The sequence below is a fragment of the Streptomyces sp. NBC_00083 genome (genome assembly GCF_026343295.1).
Lineage (GTDB): Bacteria > Actinomycetota > Actinomycetes > Streptomycetales > Streptomycetaceae > Streptomyces.
Window position 1 is genome coordinate 893,488 of sequence record NZ_JAPELY010000001.1, and the last position, 26,113, is coordinate 919,600.

The following is a 26,113-nucleotide window of genomic DNA, read 5'->3' on the forward strand; positions in this document are numbered from 1 at the left end:
GGAGTTGGCCACAAGTGGCCAGCAGCCGGCGCGCACGGGACCAACCCTCCAGCTCCTCCTCCCCCCCAATCATTCAGCAACTCTAAAAGGACTGTGCGAAAACTTTCGATGGACGCGAGCGGTCGGGTGCCCGAGAGTCAGGGCATGACTTCCGCCACCGAGAACCTCGACCACGCATCCGCAGCGGACCCGCACGCCAACGACGCCGCGCCCTACGGCGGCGGCGACCCGTACGCCGACTACCGCTCGGGGGAGTTCCCCTTCACCGAGCTCGTCGACCTCGCGGACCGCAGGCTCGGCGCCGGAGTCATCGCGGCCAACGACGAGTTCTTCGCCGAGCGCGAGAACCTTCTCGTGCGCGAGCGGGCCGTCTTCGACCCGGAGCACTTCGGGCACAAGGGCAAGATCATGGACGGCTGGGAGACCCGCCGTCGCCGCGGGGCCGACGCCGACCACGTCTTCCCCGCGCCCGAGGACCACGACTGGGCCCTCGTACGCCTGGGCGCGCCCGGCGTGATCAAGGGCGTCGTCGTCGACACGGCGCACTTCCGCGGCAACTACCCGCAGCGGATATCCCTCCAGGCGACGGCGGTCGAGGGCTCGCCCAGCCCCGAACAGCTCCTCGCCGACGACGTGAAGTGGGACGAGATCGTCCCGCCGACGCCGGTCCGCGGCCACGCCGAGAACGGCTTCGAGATCACGACCGGCCGCCGCTACACCCACGTACGGCTCTGCCAGCACCCCGACGGCGGCGTCGCCCGCCTGCGCGTGCACGGCGAGGTCGTACCGGACCCGGAGTGGCTCGACACGCTCGGCACGATCGACCTCGTGGCGGTCGTCAACGGCGGCTCCTACGAGGACGCGTCCGACAAGTTCTACTCCTCGCCGACGCAGATCATCCTGCCCGGCACCTCGCGCAAGATGGACGACGGCTGGGAGAACCGGCGTCGCCGCGTCCGCGACACCAATGACTGGGTGCGCTTCCGGCTGGTCGCACAGGGGGCGATCAGGGCGGTCGAGATCGACACGGCGTACCTGAAGGGCAACTCGGCGGGCTGGATCGCGCTGAGCGGGCGCGACGGCGCGACGGGCGAGTGGTTCGAGATCATCCCGCGTACGCGTCTGCAGCCCGACACGCTGCACCGCTTCCGCCTGTCGGCCCAGGCGGTGGCGACCCACGTCCGCCTGGACGCGTTCCCCGACGGCGGGGTGGCGCGGATGCGCCTGCACGGCGCCCTCACGGCCGAGGGCGCGGCCGAACTGCGCCGCCGCCACACGGAGTTGACGGGCTGACCCCGTCCACTCCCTCTCTCCACCGCCCGGCGGAACGGTTGCGCATCGACGCCCGTCCGTCGGGCGGCTTTCATGGGGGCGGGACGCCGTCTCCGACCGCTGATTGAACGCGTTCAAAAGGCATGGCAGTATGACACTCGTCGTCGAGGCCGGCAGGCCACTGGTGGAACGGTGTTGGTTCGCCGTACCGCGAGGGGGGCTCGCACAGTGGAGCAAGGGGGAGGGGCCCAAGGGCCGCTCACTGCCGGCCTCGACGGCGATGGTGACGGTGGAGGGGGCACTGACACGTGTCGCCCGCGCGGTGATCGACGCAACCCGGGAGTCGCGGCGTCCGCCATGGGAATCCTAGGGGAGGGTGACCCGGGGGCACCTGTGCGCGTCGGCCGTCGCGTCGAGGAAGTTCTGGAACGTGGCGTTCTTGGCCTGCGTGTAGGCGGCAGCGGAGTGGCTGACGCTGTCGAGCAGAGCGCCTTCGTAGGTGCTGCTCCAGTGGGCGGCGAAGTAGGTGTCCCCGCCGCCACAGTGCAGGACGGCCTGGTCCGGTCCGGCAACGCCGTGGTGGTCAGGCAGGTTCCGCATGGTCCCGGTGCCGCTCGTCGCCGCCTGGACGATGCTCGTGTCCGATGTCGCGGCGAAGGAGACGGACGCCTTGGCCGGTCCCGCCATGTGCAGGTCGCACGCCCAGGTGCGCGGACTGCCGTGGTTCACCTGCTCCGTGTCGGGCTCGGCCCGGCCGACGAGGATGACACTCTTCGGCAATGCAAGGCCGGGCACACCGCACACGTTCCGGACATCGGTCGTGTGTGCCGCCGAAGGAGCGGCGAGAGCGGGGGCGGCCGCGAGCGCCGGGGTGGCGCAGCCGGCCTTCTCGGCGACCTGACGGGCGGCGCGGGTCAGCAGCCGGGCGAGCCCTGGCTGGTCGGCCGAGCCCTTCTCGACGGTGGCCGTCACGGCCGCCACCCCGCCGTCCCCGGCCCGTACGACCTGACTGCCCTGCAGGCCGCCGACCTTGCTCCAGCACGCCTTGGGTAGAACGACGTACCCACCGCCGGGCGAGACGGCGCCCGTCACCCCGGACGTGAAGTAGGAACGGGACCCAGGGTCCTTCCAGACACTGGTGGTGAAGGGGAACGCGCCCTGCTCGTCGGCCGTCCCCAGGGTCACCCGCTGCTCGTCGCCGCCGATGAAGCGACTGGTGCGCTGAAGGGTGCACGCGAACTCGGCATGCTGCGCGTCTCCTTGCACGCGCACCTGCGACAGTCGTCCCGCGGAGTCCAGAGCGGCCTGCGCATCCCCACGGTCCAGCCGCCCACCGCAGAACGATTCCGCACCGAGAAGGTCCGTGTTCCACCAGCAATACCCGGATGCGAACAGCGCGAGCACGACCAGAGAGGCCGCGGCTATGAGTGCGGGCTTCTTCTTCGGTACGGGGACGGTCATGGCGCGGCGCTCACACATTCCTTGAATCCAGGAAGCCAAAACGGCCGGGGCAGGGGAACGAAGTCCCTGCCCCGGTCGGGGTGTTACGCGGACTGGGCGTCGGCCGTGCGGGCGCGGAGGGCTCGGTCGATGCCTGCGCGGGATTCCGAGATCAGGCGGCGCAGGGACGCGTTCGGCTGGGCCGTGGTCAGCCAGGTGTCCGTGGCGTCCAGGGTCTCCTGGGAGACCAGGAGCGCCGGGTAGAGGCCCACCGCGATCTGCTGGGCGATCTCGTGCGAGCGGGACTCCCACACGCCCTTGACCGCCTCGAAGAACTTCGGCGAGAACGGGGCGAGGAGCTCGCGCTGGTCGGTCTGGACGAAGCCGGCGATGACCGCTTCCTGGACCGCGTTCGGGAGAGTGTCACCCTCCACGACCGCCGCCCACGCCTCGGCCTTGGCCTCCGGCGTCGGCCGCGCGGCCTTCGCCGTCGCCGCGTGGCGCTCGCCCGCCGCCGTCTTGTCGAGCTCCAGCTCCGCCGAGATCTCCGCCTCGTCGAAGACGCCGGTCGCGGCGAGCCGCTCCACGAACGCCCAGCGCAGCTCGGTGTCGACGGCCAGGCCCTCGATGACCTCCGCGCCCGTCAACAGGGCCTGCAGCAGGTCGAGTTGCTGCGGGGTGCGGGCCGTCGCCGCGAACGCGCGGGCCCACGCCAGCTGGTGGTCGCTGCCCGGCTCCGCGGTCCGCAGGTGCGCCAGCGTCGCCTCGGTCCACTGGGTCAGACCCGTGTCGCGCCACTCGGGCGCCGCGTACAGGTCGATGGCCAGCTTCACCTGGCGGTGCAGGGACTGCACCACGCCGATGTCGGACTCCTTGGCGATGCCCGAGAGGACCAGCGCCAGGTAGTCGCGCGTGGGCAGTTCGCCGTCGCGCGTCATGTCCCACGCCGACGCCCAGCACAGGGCGCGCGGCAGGGACTCCGTGAAGTCGCCCAGGTGCTCGGTGACGACGCGCAGGGACTCCTCGTCGAGGCGGACCTTCGCGTACGACAGGTCGTCGTCGTTGAGCAGCACGACCGCCGGACGGGCCTTGCCCACCAGGGCGTCCACGGCGGTGCGCGCGCCGTCGATGTCCAGCTCGATGCGGTCGGTGCGCACCAGCTTGCCGGCGCCGTCGAGGTCGTACAGGCCGATCGCGATGCGGTGCGGACGCAGCGTCGGCTCGCCCTTCGCGCCGGCGGGCAGCGCGGGGGCCTCCTGGCGTACGGCGAAGGACGTGACGACGCCGGAGTCGTCCACCTCGATCTCGGGACGCAGGACGTTGATGCCGGCCGTCTCCAGCCACGCCTTCGACCAGGTCTTCAGGTCGCGGCCGGAGGTCTTCTCCAGCGCGCCGAGCAGGTCGGACAGGCGCGTGTTGCCGAAGGCGTGGGCCTTGAAGTACGCCTGCACGCCCTGGAAGAACTCGTCCATGCCGACGTAGGCGACGAGCTGCTTGAGGACCGAGGCACCCTTGGCGTAGGTGATCCCGTCGAAGTTGACCAGGACGTCGTCCAGGTCATTGATCTCGGCCATGATCGGGTGCGTGGACGGCAGCTGGTCCTGGCGGTAGGCCCAGGTCTTCTCGGAGTTGGCGAACGTGGTCCACGCGCCCGGCCAGCGCGAGCCCGGCCCGTGGGCCTGGCAGGCGACCGAGGTGTAGGTGGCGAACGACTCGTTCAGCCACAGGTCGTTCCACCACTCCATCGTGACGAGGTCGCCGAACCACATGTGGGCCAGCTCGTGCAGGATGGTCTCGGCGCGGCGCTCGTACGCGGCGTCCGTCACCTTGGAGCGGAACACGTACTGGTCGCGGATGGTGACCGCGCCCGCGTTCTCCATCGCGCCCGCGTTGAACTCCGGCACGAAGAGCTGGTCGTACTTGGCGAACGGGTACGCGTAGTCGAACTTCTCCTGGAACCAGTCGAAGCCCTTGCGGGTGACGTCGAAGATGTCGTCCGCGTCGAGGAACTCGGCCAGCGAGGGACGGCAGTAGATGCCGAGCGGCACGGTCTGCCCGTGCGGGCCCTCGTAGGAGGAGTGCACCGCGTGGTACGGGCCCACGATCAGCGCGGTGATGTACGAGGAGATGCGCGGCGTCGGCTCGAAGACCCAGACGTCGTCCTTGGGCTCCGGGGTCGGCGAGTTGGAGATCACCGTCCAGCCGGCCGGGGCCTTCACGGTGAACTGGAAGGTCGCCTTCAGGTCGGGCTGCTCGAACGAGGCGAAGACGCGGCGGGCGTCCGGGACCTCGAACTGCGTGTACAGATAAGCCTGTTGGTCCACCGGGTCCACGAAGCGGTGCAGGCCCTCGCCGGTGTTGGTGTAGGCGCAGTCGGCCACCACCGTGAGTTCGTTGCGGCCCGCCGCGAGCCCGGTCAGGGCGATGCGCGAGTCGGCGAACACGGCTGCCGCGTCCAGGGCGGTGCCGTTCAGGACGACCTCGTGCACGGTCGGTGCGACGAGGTCGATGAAGGTGTCCGCCCCGGCCTCGGCGGCATCGAAGCGCACGGTGGTGGCGGAGCGGTACGTGCCGCCCTCCTGCGCGCCGCTCAGGTCGAGCTCGATCTCGTACGAGTCGACGGTGAGCAGGGCCGCGCGCCGCTGCGCCTCTTCACGGGTCAGATTCGTGCCAGGCACCCGGTCATCTCCTTCAGATACTTCAGTTCCATCAGATCGTGACGTTCCGGCCATCCTTGCATGCAGGATGCGGGCAGCGCGATGGCCATTTCCCGGGGGTGAAGGGGGTGCGGGGCCCTGGCGGGGCGACCGGCGCCCGGGGCGGGGTCCGGGCCCACCCGCGCAGTTCCCCGCGCCCCTGGGTGGGCTGCCCTTGGCAGGGTGCTTGGCATCGGCATCCCTCACCCTTGGCAGGGTGGCAGGCACCGGCATCCCTCACCCTTGGCAGGGTGCTTGGTCGCGGCCTCTTCAGCCCGTCCGGCGTTTGAGGACGAGCGCCTTTCGGGCGCGAACGGGGTCTGGGGCAGAGCCCCAGGCTCTTGGACCTCAGCCCGTCTCTCACCCCCGGAGGGTTTAGGGAAGGGGCGGGGTGGGGGCATCCTCCCGGCCCCCGGCCGTCGACTGCGGACCGTGCTGGGTCACCCGCGCAGTTCCCCGCGCCCCTGTAGGTGACCCGGAGTCGACCGGTCGCGCCCACCGCGGCGGAGCCGCGCCAAAGACACAGCCCTGCGCCCCTGTAGGGCCCCGGCGTCGACCGGTCGTGCCCACTGCGGCCGAGCCGCGCACATGGCGATGCCCCGCGCCCCTGTAGGGCACCCGGAGTCGAGGCCGCCCCCGCGCTCACTGCGGCGGAGCCGCGCAAAAGACACAGCCCCGCGCCCCTGTAGGGCACCCGGCGTCGCACCCACCCCCGGCGGGATCGGTGCCGGGTGGCGTTCGAGGCGCCGGGAGGGGCGCGGGGGACTGCGCTGAAGGGGAGGTCAGGCGGTCAGTTCGGCTGCTACCAGTTCCGCGATCTGGACGGCGTTCAGCGCAGCGCCCTTGCGGAGGTTGTCGTTGGAGAGGAAGAGCGCGAGACCGTTCTCCACGGTCTCGTCGACCCGGATGCGCCCCACGAACGACGCGTCCTTGCCCGCGGCCTGCAGCGGCGTCGGGATCTCGGAGAGCTCGACGCCGGGGGCGTCCTTGAGGAGCTCGTACGCGCGCTCCACGCTCAGCGGACGCGCGAAGCGCAGATTGACCTGGAGCGAGTGCCCCGAGAAGACCGGCACGCGGACACACGTGCCGGACACCTTCAGCTCCGGGATCTCCAGGATCTTGCGGGACTCGTTGCGGAGCTTCTGCTCCTCGTCCGTCTCGAAGGAGCCGTCGTCCACGATGCTGCCCGCGAGCGGCAGGACGTTGAAGGCGATGGGGCGCTTGTAGACGGCGGGCTCGGGGAACTCCACCGCGTCGCCGTCGAAGGTCAGCCGGTCGGCCTCGGCCGCTACCTTCTGCGCCTGGGTGTAGAGCTCGGCCACGCCCGCCAGGCCCGAGCCGGAGACGGCCTGGTAGGTGGTGGCGACCAGCGCGGTGAGGCCGGCCTCGGCGTGCAGCGGGCGGAGCACCGGCATCGCGGCCATGGTCGTGCAGTTCGGGTTGGCGATGATGCCCTTGGGGCGGTTCTTCACCGCGTGCGGGTTGACCTCGGAGACCACGAGGGGCACCTCGGGGTGACCGCGCCAGGCGGAGGAGTTGTCGATCACGACGGGGCCCTGGGAGGCAACCTTCTCGGCGAGGGCGCGCGAGGTGGCGCCGCCCGCGGAGAACAGCACGATGTCCAGGCCCGAGTAGTCGGCGGTGGACGCGTCCTCGACCGTCACACCGTCCAGGACCGTGCCCGCGGAGCGCGCGGAGGCGAAGAGCCGCAGCTCGTCGAGGGGGAACTTCCGCTCGACGAGGATCCTGCGCATGACTGAGCCGACCTGCCCGGTGGCTCCGACGATTCCGACCCTCACGGTGACTCCTTTGGTGCTCACGTGCAGCTCACGTGGGTTACGAACGACTCCGGCGCACCCATGATGCGTCGGCGCCCGGCGGACTTGTCCAATCCATTGTCCGGGGTGTGGGACACCTGCCCACTTGTGACAAGTCCATGGCATCCGTGTTGCATCCGCCCCGAAATGCCCCACGGGGCCGTTTTTGCTGGCTACGGTCCTGACAGGCCGGTCGATCACCGGCGACACCGCACCGCATTCCGGAGGATTTCCCGTGCCCGTATCCCGTCGCAGCCGGGCCATAGCCGCCCTCACGGCCGCCCCGGTGATCCTTTCCCTGGCGACCCCCGCCGTCGCCCACGGGACCCGTGACCCGCGCCTCGCGAGGAAGCTGGTCAAGGAGGCGTCGGGCCAGAGCGCCTACCGCCACCTGGAGGCGTTCCAGAAGATCGCCGACGCCCATGGCGGCAACCGCGCCGCCGGCACCCCCGGCTACGACGCGTCGGCCGCGTACGTGTACGGGCAGCTGAAGCGCGCCGGGTACGACGTCTCGTACCAGGACTTCACCTTCTACGAGTCGAGGACGCTGCGCGAGAAGGTGACCCTTGACGGCCCCGGCGGGCGCCAACTGCCCGCCCTGGCCTTCCTGTTCAGCAAGGCGACGCCCGCGGGCGGGCTCACCGCCGAGGTGCGGGCGGCCCGCGTCGACGACACCCCGGGCTGCTCGCTCGACGACTACGCGTCCGGCTCCTTCGCGGGGAAGATCGCGCTCGTCAAGCGCGGCAGCTGCACCTTCAAGGAGAAGGAGGCCGTCGCCGCGCAGGCGGGCGCGGCCGGTGTCGTCCTCTACAACCACTCCGGGACCGACCCCGTGCGCGGCACGGTCGAGGCGCCGGCCGGCGCGCACATCCCGGCCGCCGGGATCTCGCTGGCCGACGGCGAGGCGCTCGCCGCCCGGGTCGCCGAGGGGCCGGTGAAGATCACTCTGGACGTGGCCACCGAATCCGTCGCCAAGAAGACCCGCAACGTGATCGCCGAGACCCGCACCGGCAGCCCCGACGACGTGGTCGCGCTCGGCAGCCACCTCGACTCGGTGCCCGCCGGCCCCGGCATCAACGACAACGGCTCCGGCTCGGCGGGCCTGCTCGAAGTCGCGCTCAAGCTGGCCGACGAGACCAAGCAGACCAGGAAGCACCCCAAGAAGCTGCCCCACAAGGTGCGCTTCGCCTGGTGGTCGGGGGAGGAGCTCGGGCTGCTCGGCTCGGACCACTATGTGAAGAGCCTCACCGAGGAGCAGAAGAAGCAGATCAAGCTGTATCTGAACTTCGACATGATCGGCTCGCCCAACGCCGCGCAGCTCGTCTACGACGGCGACGACTCGGACAAGAAGGGCGCGGGCCCGGGGCCGGCCGGATCGGCCGGGATCGAGCACCTGATCAACACCTACCTCGACCGGCGCGGCGTCCCGCACGAGGGCTACGACTTCGACGGCCGCTCCGACTACGGCCCCTTCATCGAGGTCGGCATCCCCGCCGGCGGCACCTACACCGGCGCCGAGGAGATCAAGACGCCCGAGCAGGCCGAGAAGTGGGGCGGCCGGGCCGGGGAGGCCTTCGACCCCAACTACCACGCCAAGGGCGACACGTTGGAGAACATCGACAAGAAGTACTTCGACCTCAACATCGACGTCATCGCGTACGCGGTCGGCACGTACGCCTACGACCTGGGCTCGGTCGAGGACTGACCCGGGTACGGCGAAAGGCGGGGCGGGTGCTCGTGAAGAGCGCCCGCCCCGCCGTCGTTCAGGCCGTACCGGCGGCCGTTACTGCGTGACCTTCCCGATGATCACGCTGCCGGTGCCCGCCGCGGTGCCGCGCTCGTTGACCAGCTGCACGGTGCCGAAGAACTGGCGTCCCTCGGGAGCCGCGCCCGCCGCGACGACATCCGCCGTCACCTGCGCCGAAGCGCCGCTCGCGAGCTTGACGGTCTTGCTCTCGTCGACCTTCACGGTGCCGAGCGACGGAGCGAAGTACACGTCCTTGTAGGCGTACGTCGTCGACCCGGCCGGAACCGAGTAGCCGGCGACCTGGATCGTGTACGTGCCCGCGGCCGGCTTGGCCAGGCTGACCGCCTCGTCGGCGCTGCTCGTCGCCGCCTGCGCGACGACCTTGCCGCTCTGGTCGAGGACGTACAGGTCGAGGTCGGCGCTCGCGTCCGAGGTGCCGCCGATGGAGACGTCCAGGTGCTCGACGCCCGCGCCGATGGTGACCGTGCTGGTCTGCGTCTCACCGGTCTTGATGGTGGGGGTCGCGACCTTCGCGGAACCGAGCGAGCCGCCCTTCAGCTTGCCGTCCAGAGCGGCGAAGTTGTTGGTGACCTTCCACTGCACGGGGGCCGCGGTGCCGGCCTTCGCCTCGGGCACCGTCTGGGTGGCCGGGTCGAAGGTGACGCCGAGCGCCGAGACGTCCAGCTTGAAGGAGTTGTCCAGGTACGGCGACGTACGGCGCGCCTCGACCTCGATCTCCCAGACGCCGGCCTGCGGGTTGGCGTACGACCGCAGGTCGGGGCGGCAGGTGTTGGCCGGGTTGTCGTAGTTCGGGTAGCAGTTCGGCGTCGACGTCGTGTCCAGGGCCACACCGTAGGGGTGGATGGAGATGAAGCGGGTCTGGCTGCCCGAGCGCAGCGCGCCCATCCGGACCTCCAGGTTCTTCGCGCCCGCCGGGACGGTCACGAAGTACGACTTGGTCGAGTTGCGCTGCACCGTCGAGGAGGCCGAGAAGGTGTAGCCCGGTCCCGCGACCGGGGTCGCGACGACGACCGTGGCCATGATCTGCTGGTCGACGCCGACCGTCTTGGCGTCGTCGACCTGGAGGATCGCGCTGTGCACGCCGCCGGACTTCGGCTGCGCCTGCACCTTGACGGTGACGGGCTTGCCGAGCGGCAGGCCCACCTCCTTGGAGCCGAGCACCTTGAACGTGCCGTCGTCGTTCTTCAGCGACAGCTTGTGCTTGACGTCGGCGTCCGGTCCCGTGGTGCGGACGACCGTGACGTCGTACGTCTTCTTCTGGCCGGCCTTCAGGCCGCTCTCGCGGTCGTAGATGCCGGTGCCGACGTTCGGGGTCTTCAGGGCGAAGCCGAGCGCGCTGGAGACCGGTGCGGCGACGGTGAACTCGTGGGCCGGGGCGTGCTTCTTCGCGGTCTGCTTGATCGCGTCCCAGGCGCCCACGATGTTGATGAGGCCGGCGCCCTCGGCGTACGACTGGGTGCCCTTGATGTGCTTGGCCGTCGAGGTCAGCGCGGTGCGCAGGTCGGCCGGCGGCAGGTCGATGCCCTGCTGCTTGGCGGCCGAGATGAGCAGCGCGGATGCGCCGGTGGCCTGCGGGGAGGCCATCGAGGTGCCCTGGAGCATCGAGTAGCCGGCCGGCAGGCTGTAGCCCGCCTCCTTGACCGGGCTGCCGGGCAGCCAGGTCTCGGTGGAGTTGATGGCCGCGCCCGGGGCGGTCAGCGTCGGCGTGAAGCCGCCGTCCTCACGCGGGCCGCGCGAGGAGAACGGCATCATCTGGTACTCGGTGGAGACGCCGGAGCCGTAGTTGGCGGCCCAGGTGTCCTTGGAGATGCTCGCGCCCACCGAGATGACGTGGTCGGCGAGGCCGGGGTCGCCGATGGTGTTGACGCCTGGGCCGTCGTTGCCGGCCGAGATGACCAGCTGGACGCCGTAGGTGTCGATGAGGCGCTTGTAGAGCTCGGCGCGCGCGTTGTTGCCGTCGTTGAGCGCCGGCAGGCCGCCGATCGACATGTTGACGATGTCGACGTGGCGGTTGGTGACGAGGTCGATCATGCCCTCGGTCAGCGCGATGTTGGTGCAGCCGCCGTCCCAGTTGCAGGCGCGCGACGAGACGATCTTCGCGCCGGGCGCGGCACCGCTCATCTTGCCGCCGAACAGGCCGTTCGCGGCGGTGATGCCCGCGACGTGGGTGCCGTGCTCGGACTCGATGACGCCGATGTTGACGTAGTCCGAGGTGTGCCCGGCCGCGTCGTAGACGACGTTCTTGCGGATCTCGACGGTGAACGGGACCCGCTCGACGACGTCGGTCGCCGGGTTGTCGGTACCGAAGTAGCCGACCTGGTTGCCGTCCTTGTACGGCTTCATCGGAGCGTCGTCCGAGAAGTCGTTGTTGTTGTTCAGGTCGACGCGGACCGTGCCGGCGGCCGGGTCGTAGAGCACGCCCCAGCTGTCGGTGGTGTCGCCGTCGCGGTTCAGGTCGCCGGCCGCGTCGCCGCCCTTGGTGACCTTCTCGGCGAAGGTGGAGAAGTCGTACGAGCCGGCCGGGGCCTTGTACGTCTTGCCGCCCGCGGTGAACGTCGGGCCGGACACAGCGGTGTTGGCGCGCAGCCAGGTGCCGTCGTTGTCCTGCACCGGGTCGGTCGCGGTGACCCAGTCGACGATCTTGCGCTCGCCGGTGGTGGTCTTCTGGAGCGCGGGGTGACCGAGGTCGACACCCGAGTCCAGGACGCCGATGGTGACCCCGCGGCCGTCCGCCTGGGGGTGCTGCTTCACGAAGTCGACCGCACCCGTCTCGAAGTTCGGGTTGTACGGGTTCTTCGCGGGGGTGTTCTTGTCCGGCGCGGGGTAGCTGTTCGAGGTCCGCAGCTGCTTGGCGGCCTTCGTGGTGTCGCCCGACGGGGTCGGGTCGTCCAGCTGGATGTCCTGCTTGAGGTCGATGCCGTGCACCGAGGGCAGCTTGGCCGCGGCCTTCAGGGCGGCCTCGGCCTTCGCCATCGGCAGGGTCGCGCGGACGTAGCCGAGCTTGTCGTCCTGCTTGCCCACGGTCGCCCCCGCGACCGCGTGCAGCTGTCCGGCGACGGCGGAGGTGCCACCCGGGGCGGTCGCCACCATGACGGTGACGCTCTTCTCACCCTTGGCCTGCGCCTCGGCGAGACGCTGCTCGTCGGCCTTGCCGAGCTTGTCCTCGGCGGTCTTGGCCGGAGCGGTCTTCACCGGGGGCGCGGTCGGGCCGTCGCCGCCGGTGGTGGCGAAGGCCGGTGCGGCACCCGCCGTGACGAGCGCGGCCACCAGGCCGGCCGCCGCCGCTATTCGGGCCGTGCGTCTCGCCCCGGGTATGGGGCGCGGGGATTCAGTGGTCATCAGCATCCCTGTGAAGTGGGTAAGGACCCGGCTTGTGAAAAACGGTTCGTATTTCGGTGCCGGATGACCGCTGAGCATTGCCTATAGGACTGTTGTTTGTGGAGAGTTGACCGTTACGTGATGTGCACATGGCACATTTCCGCCAGGGTGCGCCCCCCGCCACGACGCCCCGGCGGACCCGTCGTGCCCAAGACCGCCGCCCGCGCGCACCGACCCGTAATCTCACCCAATGAACACGGAGTTGCGGGTGGCGGCCTACGCCATATGCGTACGGGAAACGGACGGGGTCCAGGAGCTCCTGCTCGCGCGTTGGGTGGCCCGGGACGGCACCAAGCGGTGGACGCTGCCGGGCGGCGGCATGGACCACGGCGAGGACCCCCTGGAGACCGTGGTGCGCGAGCTCGACGAGGAGACCGGCTACGCCGTCGAACCCGTCCGGCTGCTCGGCATCGACTCCATCAACCGGCGCTATCCGCGCAAGCTCGGCAGGTTCGCCGACTTCCAGGGGCTGCGCATCGTGTACGAGGGCCGGATCACCGGGGGCGAGCTGCGCCACGAGACCGACGGGTCCACCGACCTCGCGGCCTGGCACCCCCTGGAGCGCGTGACCGATCTGGAGCGGGTCGAACTCGTCGACGTGGGACTTGAGTTGTGGCGCACCCGGCCGGCCACGGGCAAGGCGCAGCGCAGCGCCGCGGACTGAGCGGCGCTTCCGGTCGCGGACGGCGGGCCGTTCCCCTCCGAAGGGCCCGCCGCCCACGGCCGGCGTCAGCGCGGGAGGACCACCACATAGGCGGCGGGCTCCCGCTCGGCGGAGGCCATCAGGGCGGTGCGCACCACGGCGGCCTGCTGTTCGAGGCTGTCGCGGAGCTTCTTCGGCGTGATGTGCACGACGGTGATCCCGAGCCGCTCCAGGGCCTCGCGCTTGCGGCTGCACTCCGACCACAGCGCGGCCTCCTCCTCGTGGCCCTGCCGCGGCGCCCGGGTGTCCAGCTCCACCGCCACGCCCTGCTCGGGCCAGTAGGCGTCGAGGCCGCCCAGGTGCGGGCCGCCGGGGAGGCGCAGGTCCACGTTCCACAGCGGGGCGGGCAGACCGAACCCGCTCACCATCGCGTACAGACGGTCCTCGGCGATGGAGCGGCCCTCGGCGAGCAGCGCGTCCACCGCGTCCACGACATGGGCCCGGGTCAGCAGCCGCGCCTGGGTCAACTCCCTCACCACCGCGGCCGGTTCGGTGTGCCCGCAGCGCACCGCCTCGGTGAGCAGCCGGCGTACGGCCTCGGCGTCGTCCAGGACCGCGACGGCGTCGGCGAGCGCGCGCGGCACCGGCGCCACCGGCACCCCCGCGATCATCTCCGCGCCGGGCATCACCTGCGCCCGCACCAGCTGGGCGCAGCCCGTCGAGCGCAGCCGCCGGGTGCGCGGCACCAGGATGTCGATCCGGTCGAGCGAGAGCAGCGGGGGAGCGGAGGAGAACCGGTGCAGCGCCAGCGCCGCGAGCCCGGTCACGACGGCCGCCGGCGGCTCGGTGTGCACCTGGCCCTGCGCCGGGACGGACTTGGCGCGGCCGGCGGCCGGCCACCCCGCGTACAACAGCGCCGCGTGCAGCCGCTCCTCGCTGGTGGCCGGGCCCGGGTGGAGCACGTACACGCCCGGCAGGAGCTGCTGCCAGGGGCCGCCGGGCCGGCACTGGGCGGTGGTGCGTGCGGCCGAAACGCCGTGGGCGCGCAGCTGGTTGGCGGAGAGCACGCGCCGCTGTACGTCGGTGAGGTGGCTCAGGGGGCGGGGGGAGAGCGGGGTGTTGTGGTTCATGCCGCAGGGTTTTCCGCAGCCGGACCGCCCGCTAACCGCTGTTACAAGCCCGTCGACAAACCCGGACAACCCCGTCCTAAAGTACGGGCGTTCGAGTGCCGATCAGGGGGCCCGGCGAACCGGGCCCCCGAACGGGTGGCGACGGGGGGCCGTCAGCCGGCGCTGGCCGCCGCGTCACAGGCCTGGCCGCGCAGGGTGCGCGCCAGGTCGTCGCGGGCTTCGAGGACGAGCCGGCGCAGGGCCGGAGCCGCGCCCTCGTGCGCGGCGAGCCACGCGTCGGTCGCCTTCAGCGTCGCCTCGTCGTCCTGGAGCCCCGGGAAGAGGCCCTTCACGACGTCCATCCCGATCTGGATCGAACGCTCGGCCCAGACCCGCTCGATCGCCTCGAAGTACTTCGCGGCGTACGGCGCGGTCAGCTCGCGCTGCGAGGGCTGGCCGAACCCCGAAATCGTCGCCTCCACCAGGGCGTTGGACAGCTGGTCCGACTCCACGACCTGCGCCCAGGCCTGCGCCTTGACCGCCGCCGAGGGGCGCGCCGCCAGGCATCGCACATGGTGGCGCTTGCCGGACGCGGTGTCGTCGCGCGCCAGTTCCGCGTCGATCGCGCTCTCGTCGGCGATGCCGTGCGCCGCCAGCGGTTCCAGCAGCGCCCAGCGCAGCTCCTGGTCGACGTCGAGACCGTCGATCTTCGCCGAACCCGCGAGCAGCCCCTGAAGGAGCTGGAAGTCGGAGCCGGACGAGGCGGTCGACGCGAAGAAGCGGGCCCAGGTGAGCTGGTGCTCGCTGCCCGGCTCCGCGAGGCGCAGCTCGCGCAGGGCGCCCGCGGAGAGCAGCGGCCCGCCCTCGGCGCGCCAGGCCGGCGCCGCGTAGTGCACGAGCGCCGACTGCGTCCAGGCGTGCAGCATCTGGAGCACGCCGATGTCCGACTCGCGGCCCGCGTGCGCGAGCACCAGCGCGATGAAGTCACGGGCCGGCATGAGCCCGTCCCGCGTCAGGTTCCACAGCGCCGACCAGCACAGGGCGCGTGCCAGCGGGTCGGTGATGTCACCGAGGCGGGCGCGGAGCGTGGTGAGCGAGCCCTCGTCGAAGCGGATCTTGCAGTAGGTCAGGTCGTCGTCGTTGACCAGGATCAGATCGGGCCGCTCGGCACCGGTCAGCTCGGCGATCACGGTGCGGGGGCCGTCGACGTCGACCTCGGCGCGGGCGTAACGCACCAGGGCGCCCGACTCGTTGCGGTACAGGCCGACCGCGACCCGGTGCGGACGCAGCTCGGGGTGCGAGGCCGCGGCCTCCTGAACCACGGCGAGCTCGGTGATCCGGTCGCCCGCGTCGTAGGTCGCGACCGGCGTCAGGGAGTTGACGCCCGCCGTCTGGAGCCAGGAACGCGACCAGGTGGCCAGGTCGCGCCCGGAGACCTCTTCGAGTACGGAGAGCAGATCGCCGAGGCGGGTGTTGCCGTAGGCGTGCCGCTTGAAGTAGCGCCGGGCGCCCTCCAGGAAGTCGTCCCGGCCGACGTACGCCACGAGCTGCTTGAGCACCGAGGCGCCCTTCGCGTACGTGATGCCGTCGAAGTTGAGCTTGGCGTCCTCCAGGTCACGGATGTCGGCCGTGATCGGGTGCGTGGAGGGCAGCTGGTCGGCGCGGTAGGCCCACGCCTTGCGGCCGTTGGCGAACGTCACCCAGCTGTTGGTGAAGCGCGTCGCCTCGGCCAGCGAGAACGAGCCCATGAAGTCGGCGAAGGACTCCTTCAGCCACAGGTCGTCCCACCACACCATGGTGACGAGGTCGCCGAACCACATGTGCGCCATCTCGTGCAGGATGACGTTGGCCCGGCGCTCGTAGGCGGCCCGGGTCACCTTGCCGCGGTAGATGTACTCCTCGCGGAACGTCACCAGGCCCGGGTTCTCCATCGCGCCCAGGTTGTACTCCGGCACGAACGCCTGGTCGTACTTCCCGAACGGGTACGGGAAGTCGAAGTTGTCGTGGAAGAAGTCCAGGCCCTGCTTGGTGACGAGGAAGACGTCGTCGGCGTCGAAGTGCTTGGCGAGGCCCTTGCGGCACATCGCGCCGAGCGGGATCTCCAGGGTGCGGCCGTCGTCGAGGCTCCGCGTGTAGGAGTCGGTGACGTAGTGGTACGGGCCCGCCACCACGCAGGTGATGTACGTGGAGATCGGCTCGGTCGCGGCGAAGCGCCACACCCCGTCGCCCTCCTGGCCGCCCGCGCCGTTGGACCACACCGTCCAGCCGTCGGGGGCCTGCGCCTCGAAGACGAAGGGGGCCTTGAGGTCGGGCTGTTCGAAGGTGGCGAACACCCGGCGCGAGTCGGCCGGCTCGTACTGCGTGTACAGGTAGACCTCGCCGTCCTCCGGGTCGACGAAGCGGTGCATGCCCTCGCCGGTCCGGCTGTAGGCGCACTGCGCGTCGACCACCAGGACGTTCTCGGCGGCCAGGTCGTCCAGGGCGATCCGCTTGCCGTCGAACACCGCGGCCACGTCCAGGGCGCGGCCGTTGAGCGTCACCGAGGTCACCGACGGGGCGATGAGGTCGGCGAAGGTCGAGGCGCCGGGGCGGGCCGAACGGAAGCGGACGGTCGTCAGCGACCGGAAGGTGCGGGGCCCGTCCGGGGCGTCCCCGACGGCGGACCGCAGGTCGAGAGAGACGTCGTAGCCCTCGACGGACAGCAGCTCGGCCCGCTCGCGGGCCTCGTCGCGGGACAGATTCTCACCGGGCACGGGCACTCCTTTGTGTCTCGTTCGAACAGCTTCGATCCTCCCATGCCCGGCAGGTGGCGGCCGAGCGGAAAGAAGATCGGCCACCTGCGCCTGGGGGCGGAATGCTTTCGGCGGGTGCCGGTGTTTGCCCGTAGAGAGGTCTGTTGGCCCGCCCCTGCCCGAAGTTGCCCGAGGAGAGACATGTCCGAGAACGCCAAGACGCCCGTCGACTTCTGGTTCGACCCGCTGTGCCCCTGGGCCTGGATGACCTCGCGCTGGATGCTGGAGGTCGAGAAGGTCCGCGACGTCGAGGTGCACTGGCACGTGATGAGCCTCGCCGTCCTCAACGAGGACCGCCTCGACGAGCTGCCCGAGGAGTACGCCGAGAACATGCGGCCCGGCGGCAAGGCGTGGGGCCCGGTGCGCGTCGTCATCGCGGCGCGCGAGCTGCACGGCGAGGAGGTCGTCGGCGAGCTCTACACCGCGCTCGGCACCCGCATCCACAACGAGGGCGCCGGTGTGACCCGCGAGGCCGTCGCCGCCGCGCTCAAGGACGTGGACCTGCCCGCGGACCTGATCGACTACATCGACCGGGACACCTACGACACCGAGCTGCGTGCCTCGCACAAGAAGGGCATCGAGATGGTCGGCCAGGACGTCGGCACCCCGGTCATCGCCGTGCCGGGCGCCGACGGCGAGCAGATCGCCTTCTTCGGCCCGGTCGTCACCCCCGCCCCCCAGGGTGAGGCCGCGGCCAAGCTGTGGGACGGCACGCTGCTGGTCGCCGCGACGCCCGGCTTCTACGAGATCAAGCGCAGCCGCACGGTGGGCCCGGACTTCAGCAACCTCTGACCCACGTCCACTGAGCATGCCGCCCAGACCGACCCCGCTGGAGCTCCGCCCCAGCCCCCGTCCGCGCCTTGAGGGCGCTCGTCCTCAAACGCCGGACGGGCTGGGGTTGCCGATGCTGGGCATGCTGCCAAGGCCGGCCCACCTGGGGGCGCGGGGAACTGCGCGAGACGCGGGCACGGTCCGCAGTCGAAGGCCGGGGTGTCCTGGGGCTCCGCCCCAGACTCCGTGTCGCGCCCGAGAGGCGCTTGTCCTCAATCGCCGGTCGGGCTGAGGCGGCCCGCATGGGCCGGGGTCGAGCAGCCGGACGGGCTGGGTGTGCCCACGCTGGGCGCTCTGCCAAGGCGGCCCGCCCAGGGGCGCGGGGACTGCGCGAGCGGCCCCCGCGAGTCATGTCCTCGCGGGGGCCGTTCGTTTCATCCGCCCGCACGTGAAGGGTGAGAAGACGATCACGAGCAGGACGCCGGGGCGCGCCGGGAGCGGCGCGGGGTGTTACGGGGCCAGGATCAGGTTGTTGCCGGCCTGCTTGGCGGCGACGTAACGCCGCGCCACGTCCTGCCAGTTGACGACCCGCCACATGGCCTCGATGAAGTCGACCTTCTGGTTCTTGTACTGAAGGTAGAACGCGTGCTCCCACGCGTCGAAGACCAGAACCGGCGTCGAGCCCTGGCCCACGTTGCCCTGGTGGTCGTAGATCTGCTCGACCACGAGGCGGCCGCTGATGGGCTCGTAGGCGAGGACGCCCCAGCCCGATCCCTGCGTCGTCGCCGCGGCCTTGGTCAGCTGGGCCTTGAACTTGGCGAAGGAGCCGAAGGACTCGGCGATGGCGTCGGCCAGCTCGCCGGTGCCGTCCTTCTCCAGCGGCTCGCCGCCGCCGTCGCCCGTCATGTTGTGCCAGTAGATCGAGTGCAGGATGTGGCCGGAGAGGTGGAACGCGAGGTTCTTCTCCAGGCCGTTGATCGAGCCCCAGGCGTCCTTGTCGCGCGCCTCCGCGAGCTGCTCGAGGGTGTCGTTCGCGCCCTTCACGTACGCCGCGTGGTGCTTGTCGTGGTGCAGCTCGATGATCTCCGGGCTGATGACGGGTTCGAGCGCCGCGTAGTCGTACGGAAGTTCAGGAAGCGTGTAAATGGCCATGTCCGAGCCCTCCGACTGCTCACTGCAAATGCTTATTGCAATTGATGTGCAAGTGCACGCTACCAGCAGCAATGCGCCCGCGCAGGTAAGGGTGACCTCATGTGGGCTCAGCAAAAAGTCCTGCGTCCCGGGGCGTAGGGCCCGGGAACGCAGGACAGTTGGGGCGGGGAGCGGCGCTCCGTCAGGCGTCGATCGGGGCCGCGGTCGAGGTGCGCTGGCGGATGTAGCCGACGATCGCGAGGACCAGGGTGAGCCCGCCCGTGTAGTAGAGCTGGACGCGGGTGCCGTCCTCGCGGGCCATCAGGACGAAGACGACGGCCATGGCGAGCAGCGCGACCCAGGTCAGCCACGGGTACAGCCACATCTTCACGACGAGCTTCTCCGGGGCCTCGCGCTCGGTGCGGCGGCGCAGCAGCAGCTGCGACGCGGCGATGAAGAACCAGACGACCAGGATGATCGCGCCGATGGTGTTCAGGAGCCACTGGAAGATGTCGTCGGGACGCCAGTAGCTGAGCAGCACGCACACGAAACCGAAGGCGGACGAGGTGAGGACCGCGACGCGGGGCACCCCGCCGGAGACCTTGCCGAGCACCTTGGGGCCCTGGCCGCGCGAGACGAGCGAGCCGGCCATGCGGGAGGCGCCGTAGATGTTGGCGTTCATCGCGGAGAGCAGGGCGACCAGGATCACGACGTTCATGATGTGGCTCGCGGCCGGGATGCCGAGGTAGTCGAGGGTCGCGACGTAGGGGCCCTTGGCGACGATGTCCTTGCCGGTCCACGGCAGCAGTGTCACCACGACCGCCATCGAGCCGACGTAGAAGATCGCGATCCGCCACATCGCGGTGCGCACGGCCTTCGCGACGCCCTGGACGGGGTGTTCGGACTCGGCCGCCGCGATGGTGACCGTCTCCAGGCCGCCGTACGCGAAGACGGAGGCGAGCAGTCCGACGATGAGGCCCTCGCTGCCGTTGGGCATGAAGCCGCCGTGGCCGGTGAGGTTGGTCAGGCCCGGGGCGCTCGTGTCCGGCAGGACGCCGGTGATCGCGAGGACGCCGATGGCCAGGAAGAGGACGATCGCGCCGATCTTCAGCGCGGCGAACCAGAACTCGAACTCGCCGAAGTTCTTCACGGCCGCCAGGTTGGTGCCGCAGAAGACCAGCATGAACACGGCGACCAGGGCCCACTCCGGCACGCCCGGCAGCCAGCCGTGCACGATGCCCGCGGCGCCGATGCCCTCCAGGCCGACGGCCACGCACAGCAGGAACCAGAAGGCCCAGCCCGCGGTGAACCCGGCCCACGGCCCCATCGCCCGCTCGGCGTGGACCGAGAAGGACCCGGACGCGGGGTTGGCGGCCGACATCTCGCCCAGCATGCGCATGACGAGCATGACCAGGGCGCCGGATATCGCGTAGGCGAGGATGATCGAGGGTCCGGCCGCGGCGATCGCGGTGCCGGAGCCGACGAACAGGCCCGCGCCGATGACGCCGCCGAGGGCGATCATCGACAGGTGGCGCTGCTTGAGACCGTGCGTGAGCGGAGAGTCGGCCTGCTGCCGGCTGTCGTCCTGCACGGGCGCGGTTGTCCGAGACATGGGCATGCCCTGTTCAGTAGCTGATCCACCGGGGCGGCGGCACGGGCCCACAGTCTTAGGGCGGCCCCGCTCAGAGGGAACACCCGCCCGCTATGCGGACACTCGACTCACACAGAGTGAAGGCTCCCGTGCGTTTTGTTTACGCGACCTTCACACGCGGCGCGTGCGCAACTCCCGTACCCCTGCCACCGCGAGGACCACCGCGGTCGCCCCCGCCGACCACAGCACCTGCGGCCGGGCCGAGGAGTCGAACAGCATCAGCACGAGCACCGCGCCCATCGCGGCGAGCGCCGCCCAGGTGAGATACGGGAACGCCCACATCTTCAGCGTCAGCGTCTCGGGCGCCTCGCGCTCGATGCGACGGCGCAGCCGCAGCTGCGACAGGGCGATCAGCGCCCATACGAACAGGAGCACCGCGCCCACCGCGTTGAGCATGTAGAGGAACACCGAGTCCGGCCACTTCAGGTTCAGCAGGACCGAGACGAACCCGAACGCCACCGAGGCGAGCACCGCCCGGCGCGGCACCCCGCCGCCCGCGGTCCTCAGCAGGCCCCGCGGCGCCTCGCCCCGCTCGGCGAGCGAGAAGATCATGCGCGAGGAGCCGTACAGATTGGCGTTGAGGGCGGAGAGCAGTGCCACGAACACGACGATGTTCATGATCTGCCCGGCCGACGGGATGCCGATCGAGTCGAGCACCGCGACATACGGGCTCTGGCCCGGCTTCATCGACGTCCACGGCAGCAGCGTGACGATGACCAGCATCGAGCCCACGTAGAAGAAGAGGATGCGCCACACCGCGCTGCGCACCGCGCGCCCGACCGCCCGCACCGGGTCGTCGGACTCGGCGGCGGCGATCGTGACGACTTCCAGGCCGCCGAACGCGAAGATCACCGCGAGCACCCCGGAGACCACCCCGCTCACCCCGGCCGGCAGGAAGCCGCCCTGCCCGGTCAGGTTGGACAGGCCCACCGCCGAGGTGTCGGGCAGCACCCCGAAGACCGCGAGCAGGCCCAGCACCAGGAACGCGAGGATCGCGAAGATCTTCAGGGCGGCGAACCAGAACTCGAACTCGCCGAAGTTCTTCACCGAGGCCAGGTTGGCGGCCGTGAACACCACCATGAAGATCAGCACCCAGGCCCACTGCGGCACCCCCGGCGCCCAGCCGTTGGCGATCTTCGCGGCGCCGGTCGCCTCCACGGCGAGCACCACGACCAGCAGGAACCAGTAGAGCCAGCCCACGCTGAACCCCGCCCACCGGCCGAGCGCCCGCTCCGCGTGGACCGAGAACGAGCCCGACGCCGGCATCGCCGCCGACATCTCGCCCAGCATCCGCATCACCAGCATCGCGATGGCGCCCGCGATCAGATACGACACGACGATGCCGGGCCCCGCCACCGCGATCCCGGCACCCGACCCCACGAAGAGCCCCGCACCGATCACCCCGCCGAGGCCGAGCATGGTCAGATGGCGCTGCTTCAGCCCGTGCGAGAGGGGTTCGGCGGGCAAGGGCTCGTGCATGGTGCTCGTATCGTTCGGTTTATGGGGAACCTACAGTCTCGCCCAGCCGCGCCCCCGGGCGCAAAAGGGGCAGCCGAGCACATCGGCGTAGTGACGGGGGTCACGCCGGCCGGCGCCTTAACCCCGGTCCTTTGTCCGGACCCCACCAAGGCTCCAACACCCGCTTTGTGGGCGGCTGCTGGTGATCCAGCGAGATTCCGTGGGCTAACGTCACGGTGTCCCCACCACGTTCCGCCCCACCACCTGCCGGAGTCCCGATGAGCACTGCGTCCGCCGCCCCCCGTACCGGATCGGTCCTCGCCGACCTGCTGCCCGCCTCCCGTACCCGGGACATCGCGCTCGTCGTCGGCGGCGCCGCGCTGACCGGGATCGCCGCGCAGATCGCCGTGCCGGTCCCCGGCTCGCCCGTCCCGGTCACCGGCCAGACCTTCGCGGCCCTGCTCGTCGGCGCGGGCCTCGGCGCCGGCCGCGGCTTCCTCTCGCTCGCCCTGTACGCCCTCGTCGGCATGGCCGGCATGCCGTGGTTCGCGAGCGGCACCTCCGGCGCGGGCGGCGCCTCGTTCGGCTACGTCCTCGGCATGCTGCTCGCCTCCACCGTCGTCGGCGCCCTCGCCCGCCGCGGCGCCGACCGCTCGGTCCTGCGCACCGCGGGCACGATGGTGCTCGGCTCGGCGATCATCTACGCGGTGGGCGTGCCCTACCTCGCCGCCTCGACCGGCATGTCCCTGACCGCCGCGGTAGCGGCCGGCCTCACGCCGTTCCTCATCGGCGACGCGTTGAAGGCCGCCCTCGCGATGGGTCTCCTCCCCGCCGCGTGGAAGCTGGTCGGCCGCAAGGGCTGACCCTCCGGCACCCGTACACGGCAGAAGGGCCCGGCATCCGCCGGGCCCTTCGTCGTCGCGCCCTCCGGGCACCTGCCGAGGCCGCGCGCCGCCGTGCCGGGGGATGATGTGGGTCCGGTCATCGTGGGCCGGATCCTGCAACGGAGGCGAATGTGCTGATCACTGTCGCGGACGTCGAAGCCGCGGCCGAGCGGATCGCCGGGCATGTCGTCCGGACCCCGACGGTGCCGAGTCCCGGGCTGTCCGCGCTCCTCGGCGCGCCCGTCACGGCGAAGCTGGAGCTCCTGCAGCGCACCGGCTCGTTCAAAGTGCGCGGCGCGGCGGCGAAACTGCTCGGGCTCGGCCGGGTCGAACGGGCCGCCGGGGTCGTGGCGGTGAGCGGTGGCAACCACGGCATCGCGGTGGCGGTCATGGCCGGCGCCCTGGACATCGAGGCGACCGTCGTCATGCCCCGGTCCGCACCGAGCCGCGCCGTGGACATCGCGGAGGCCGCCGGGGCGAGCGTCGTTCTCGCCGACACCATGGACGGCGCGTTCGCCCTCGTCGACGAGTTCACCACCAAGGGGCTCACCCTGGTCCACCCCTTCGACGACCCCGTCGTCATCGCCGCCCAGGGCACGGTCGGACTCGAATTCGCGCAGGACGCCGGGGAGCTCACGGACGTACTGGTCAGCATCGGCGGCGGGGGACTGATCTCCGGCGTCGCCACCGCACTGCACGCGCGCCGCCCCGGCGTACGGATCTGGGGTGTGGAGACCGAGGGGGCGCGAGCCATGTCGGAGGCCCTGGCCGCCGGAGGGCCGGTACCGGTCGAACTGTCCTCGGTGGTCTCGACGTTGAGTGCTCCCAGCGCCTCACCGCTCACATACGAGCATGTCGCGGCCCTGGTCACCGAGGTCCTCACGGTGACGGACGCCGAGGCCGTACAGGGCACCCTCGATCTGGCCGAGCACGCCAAGGTCTGGGCCGAGCCCGCCGCGGGCTGCCTGCTGCCCGCGGCACGCCGGGTGCGGGAGCGCGTCGGCCAGGACGCGCGGCTCGGCCTGGTGGTCTGCGGCGGCAACGCGGCACCTGCCGATGTGAACGCCTGGGCCGAGAGCTTCGGCCTGCGCTGACCGGGCCGGCCCGGATGGTACGGCTCGGCCCGGCGGGGGAATCCCCCGCCGGGCCGGCTGCTTTCGGCGGCTAGGCCGCCGAGACGTCGTCCCGCACCTCGGCGGGGGAGGCCGCGCGGCCCGCGAGGACCTTCTGCTTCACCACCGCGATGACGATGACGATCGCCGCGACGAGCAGGGAGAGGAGCACCTGCTCGCGGCCCGACTTGTCGAACAGCATGTAGACGAGGACGAAGGAGATCATCCCGATGGTCAGCCAGGTGAGGTAGGGGAAGCCCCACATCTTCACCGTCAGCTTCTCCGGCTGCTCGCGCAGGATGATCCCGCGCATCCGCAGCTGGGTGCAGCAGATGACCAGCCACACGAACAGGGCCACCGCGCCCGAGGAGTTGAGCAGGAACGCGAAGACGGTGTCCGGCCACTTGTAGTTGAAGAAGACCGCCACGAAGCCGAAGACGACCGAGGACAGGATCGCGATCTGCGGCACGCCCCGCTTGTTGGTGCGGGCGAAGGCCTTCGGCGCGTCGCCGCGCTCACCGAGCGAGAACGCCATGCGGGAAGCGGTGTACAGGCCGGAGTTGAGGCAGGACAGGACCGCCGTCAGGACGATCACGTTCATGATCTGGTCGGCGTGCGGGATGCCGATCGTCTTCAGGGCCGCCACGTAGGAGCCGTCCGCGACGATCGAGGGGTCGCTCCACTTCAGGAGCGTCAGCACCACGAAGATCGAACCGAGGTAGAAGACCGCGATCCGCCAGATCACGCTGTTGGTCGCCTTCGTCACCGCGCGGCGCGGGTCCTCCGACTCGCCGGCCGCCAGGGTGACGATCTCGGAGCCCATGAAGGAGAACACGACCATCAGGACGCCGGTGAGGATCGCGCCGTACCCCTTGGGGAAGAAGCCGCCCGAGTCCGTGAGGTGGGCGAAGCCCGCGCCGGGGTTGTCCGAGCCGGGCAGCACGCCGAAGACGGCGAGCAGACCGATGATCACGAAGGCGCCGATCGCGACGACCTTGATCCCGGCGAACCAGAACTCGAACTCGCCGTACGAGGAGACCGAGGCCAGATTGCTCGCGGTCAGGACCAGCATCACTATGAGCGCCCAGCCCCACTGCGGGACCCCCGGCACCCAGTCGTGCAGGATCTTCGCGCCGGCCGTGCCCTCGACCGCGAGCACCACGACCCAGAAGAACCAGTAGAGCCAGCCGATCGAGAATCCGGCCCAGCGGCCGAGCGCGCGGTCCGCGTACGCCGAGAACGAGCCCGACGAGGGGCGCGCGGCGGCCATCTCGCCCAGCATCCGCATCACGAACACCACCATCACGCCGACGAGGGCGTACGACAGCAGGATGGCCGGGCCGGCCGCGGCGATGCCGGAGCCGGAGCCCACGAACAGGCCGGCGCCGATCACGCCACCGATGGCGATCATGGACAGATGGCGGTTCTTGAGACCGGCCTTGAGGCCGCTGTCGGGCACCTGCGCATCACCGGGTTCACCGGGCACGCGGTCTTCCTTCGCAAGGGACGGCTGCGAGGTCATGAACGCTTCCTTACGTCTTCGGAGCACTCGGGTCACGAGCCCGGGTATTCAAACCTGGTCCGCTTCGGGACGGAAGGCCTGAATCCGGATCGTTAGACGGGACGGAAGTCCCGAGCCGCCGGGACCATGGACTCCACCCCGCTCAGCCCTGCCCAGCGTCGCGCATGCCACACTCGGTACATGCGCGTGTACCTCGGCTCCGACCATGCCGGCTTCGAACTCAAGAACCACCTCGTCGAGTGGCTCACCGCCCACGGGCACGAGCCCGTGGACTGCGGTCCGCACATCTACGACGCCCAGGACGACTACCCGCCGTTCTGTCTGCGGGCCGCCGAGAAGACGGCCGCGGACCCGGAGGCGCTCGGCATCGTGATCGGCGGCTCCGGCAACGGCGAGCAGATCGCCGCCAACAAGGTCAAGGGCGTCCGCGCGGCGCTGGCCTGGAGCGAGCAGACCGCGGCCCTCGGCCGTGAGCACAACAACGCCAACGTGATCTCCGTCGGCGGCCGGATGCACACCGAGGAAGAGGCGACCAAGTTCGTCGAGATCTTCCTGAACACCCCGTACTCGGGCGAGGAGCGCCACACCCGCCGCATCGAGATGCTCACCGCGTACGAGACCACCGGCAAGCTCCCCGAGATCCCGGCCCACCACCCCCAGCAGGGCTGA

Annotated in this window: 17 protein-coding genes; 7 read left to right on the forward strand and 10 right to left on the reverse strand. The window is 70.8% G+C overall.

Going from position 1 to position 26,113, the window contains the following annotated elements:
- Positions 1 to 144 precede the first annotated feature (144 nt).
- Entirely contained in the window at positions 145 to 1,293 is a 1,149-nt protein-coding gene (gene alc, locus OOJ98_RS03845; RefSeq protein WP_267053187.1) for an allantoicase, read from the forward strand.
- Between the two features lie 345 nt (positions 1,294 to 1,638).
- On the opposite strand, the gene OOJ98_RS03850 is transcribed toward alc, so the two are convergent.
- The 3 genes from OOJ98_RS03850 to OOJ98_RS03860 all read right to left on the reverse strand — a co-directional run bounded on the left by OOJ98_RS03850 (position 1,639) and on the right by OOJ98_RS03860 (position 7,207).
- Positions 1,639 to 2,733, reverse strand: coding sequence for a hypothetical protein (locus OOJ98_RS03850; protein ID WP_267053188.1), 1,095 nt, complete (start codon positions 2,731 to 2,733; stop codon positions 1,639 to 1,641).
- 83 nt (positions 2,734 to 2,816) lie between these two features.
- Entirely contained in the window at positions 2,817 to 5,390 is a 2,574-nt protein-coding gene (gene pepN / locus OOJ98_RS03855) for an aminopeptidase N (protein WP_267053189.1), read from the reverse strand.
- 800 nt (positions 5,391 to 6,190) lie between these two features.
- Complete coding sequence (locus OOJ98_RS03860; RefSeq protein ID WP_267053190.1) at positions 6,191 to 7,207, reverse strand: aspartate-semialdehyde dehydrogenase; 1,017 nt, start codon at positions 7,205 to 7,207, stop codon at positions 6,191 to 6,193.
- A 253-nt stretch (positions 7,208 to 7,460) separates the two neighbouring features.
- Between OOJ98_RS03860 and OOJ98_RS03865 the strand changes: the two genes are divergently transcribed.
- Complete coding sequence (locus OOJ98_RS03865; protein ID WP_267053191.1) at positions 7,461 to 8,930, forward strand: M28 family metallopeptidase; 1,470 nt, start codon at positions 7,461 to 7,463, stop codon at positions 8,928 to 8,930.
- Between the two features lie 78 nt (positions 8,931 to 9,008).
- Here the strand turns inward: OOJ98_RS03865 and OOJ98_RS03870 are convergent, their stop codons facing one another.
- The gene (locus OOJ98_RS03870; RefSeq protein WP_267053192.1) at positions 9,009 to 12,338 is read right to left on the reverse strand and encodes a S8 family serine peptidase; all 3,330 of its coding nucleotides are present in this window, start codon (positions 12,336 to 12,338) and stop codon (positions 9,009 to 9,011) included.
- Between the two features lie 223 nt (positions 12,339 to 12,561).
- On the opposite strand from OOJ98_RS03870, the gene OOJ98_RS03875 reads away from it, so the two are divergent.
- A complete protein-coding gene (locus OOJ98_RS03875; protein WP_267053193.1) occupies positions 12,562 to 13,035 on the forward strand; it encodes an NUDIX hydrolase in 474 nt (157 codons plus the stop codon).
- 65 nt (positions 13,036 to 13,100) lie between these two features.
- On the opposite strand, the gene OOJ98_RS03880 is transcribed toward OOJ98_RS03875, so the two are convergent.
- Complete coding sequence (locus tag OOJ98_RS03880; RefSeq protein ID WP_267053194.1) at positions 13,101 to 14,144, reverse strand: hypothetical protein; 1,044 nt, start codon at positions 14,142 to 14,144, stop codon at positions 13,101 to 13,103.
- Positions 14,145 to 14,296: 152 nt separating this feature from the next.
- Positions 14,297 to 16,876 carry an aminopeptidase N gene (gene pepN / locus OOJ98_RS03885; protein ID WP_267053195.1) on the reverse strand — a complete coding sequence of 860 codons (2,580 nt, stop codon included), beginning with the start codon at positions 16,874 to 16,876 and terminating at the stop codon, positions 14,297 to 14,299.
- 180 nt (positions 16,877 to 17,056) lie between these two features.
- Between pepN (OOJ98_RS03885) and OOJ98_RS03890 the strand changes: the two genes are divergently transcribed.
- The gene (locus tag OOJ98_RS03890; RefSeq protein ID WP_267053196.1) at positions 17,057 to 17,707 is read left to right on the forward strand and encodes a DsbA family protein; all 651 of its coding nucleotides are present in this window, start codon (positions 17,057 to 17,059) and stop codon (positions 17,705 to 17,707) included.
- Positions 17,708 to 18,196: 489 nt separating this feature from the next.
- Here OOJ98_RS03890 and OOJ98_RS03895 read toward each other — a convergent pair whose 3' ends face one another.
- From OOJ98_RS03895 to OOJ98_RS03905, 3 genes are all read right to left on the reverse strand, one after another.
- Positions 18,197 to 18,838: a superoxide dismutase gene (locus OOJ98_RS03895; protein ID WP_267053197.1), complete on the reverse strand. Its 642-nt coding sequence runs from the start codon at positions 18,836 to 18,838 to the stop codon at positions 18,197 to 18,199.
- Between the two features lie 181 nt (positions 18,839 to 19,019).
- Positions 19,020 to 20,429 carry an amino acid permease gene (locus OOJ98_RS03900; protein WP_267053198.1) on the reverse strand — a complete coding sequence of 470 codons (1,410 nt, stop codon included), beginning with the start codon at positions 20,427 to 20,429 and terminating at the stop codon, positions 19,020 to 19,022.
- Between the two features lie 150 nt (positions 20,430 to 20,579).
- Entirely contained in the window at positions 20,580 to 21,947 is a 1,368-nt protein-coding gene (locus tag OOJ98_RS03905; RefSeq protein ID WP_267053199.1) for an amino acid permease, read from the reverse strand.
- 257 nt (positions 21,948 to 22,204) lie between these two features.
- Here OOJ98_RS03905 and OOJ98_RS03910 point away from each other — a divergent pair, with 257 nt between their 5' ends.
- Entirely contained in the window at positions 22,205 to 22,789 is a 585-nt protein-coding gene (locus OOJ98_RS03910) for a biotin transporter BioY (protein ID WP_267053200.1), read from the forward strand.
- Between the two features lie 155 nt (positions 22,790 to 22,944).
- Positions 22,945 to 23,904 carry a threonine/serine dehydratase gene (locus tag OOJ98_RS03915; RefSeq protein ID WP_267055502.1) on the forward strand — a complete coding sequence of 320 codons (960 nt, stop codon included), beginning with the start codon at positions 22,945 to 22,947 and terminating at the stop codon, positions 23,902 to 23,904.
- 70 nt (positions 23,905 to 23,974) lie between these two features.
- Here OOJ98_RS03915 and OOJ98_RS03920 read toward each other — a convergent pair whose 3' ends face one another.
- Complete coding sequence (locus OOJ98_RS03920) at positions 23,975 to 25,444, reverse strand: amino acid permease (protein ID WP_267053201.1); 1,470 nt, start codon at positions 25,442 to 25,444, stop codon at positions 23,975 to 23,977.
- A 180-nt stretch (positions 25,445 to 25,624) separates the two neighbouring features.
- Here OOJ98_RS03920 and OOJ98_RS03925 point away from each other — a divergent pair, with 180 nt between their 5' ends.
- Positions 25,625 to 26,113, forward strand: coding sequence for a ribose-5-phosphate isomerase (locus tag OOJ98_RS03925; protein WP_267053202.1), 489 nt, complete (start codon positions 25,625 to 25,627; stop codon positions 26,111 to 26,113).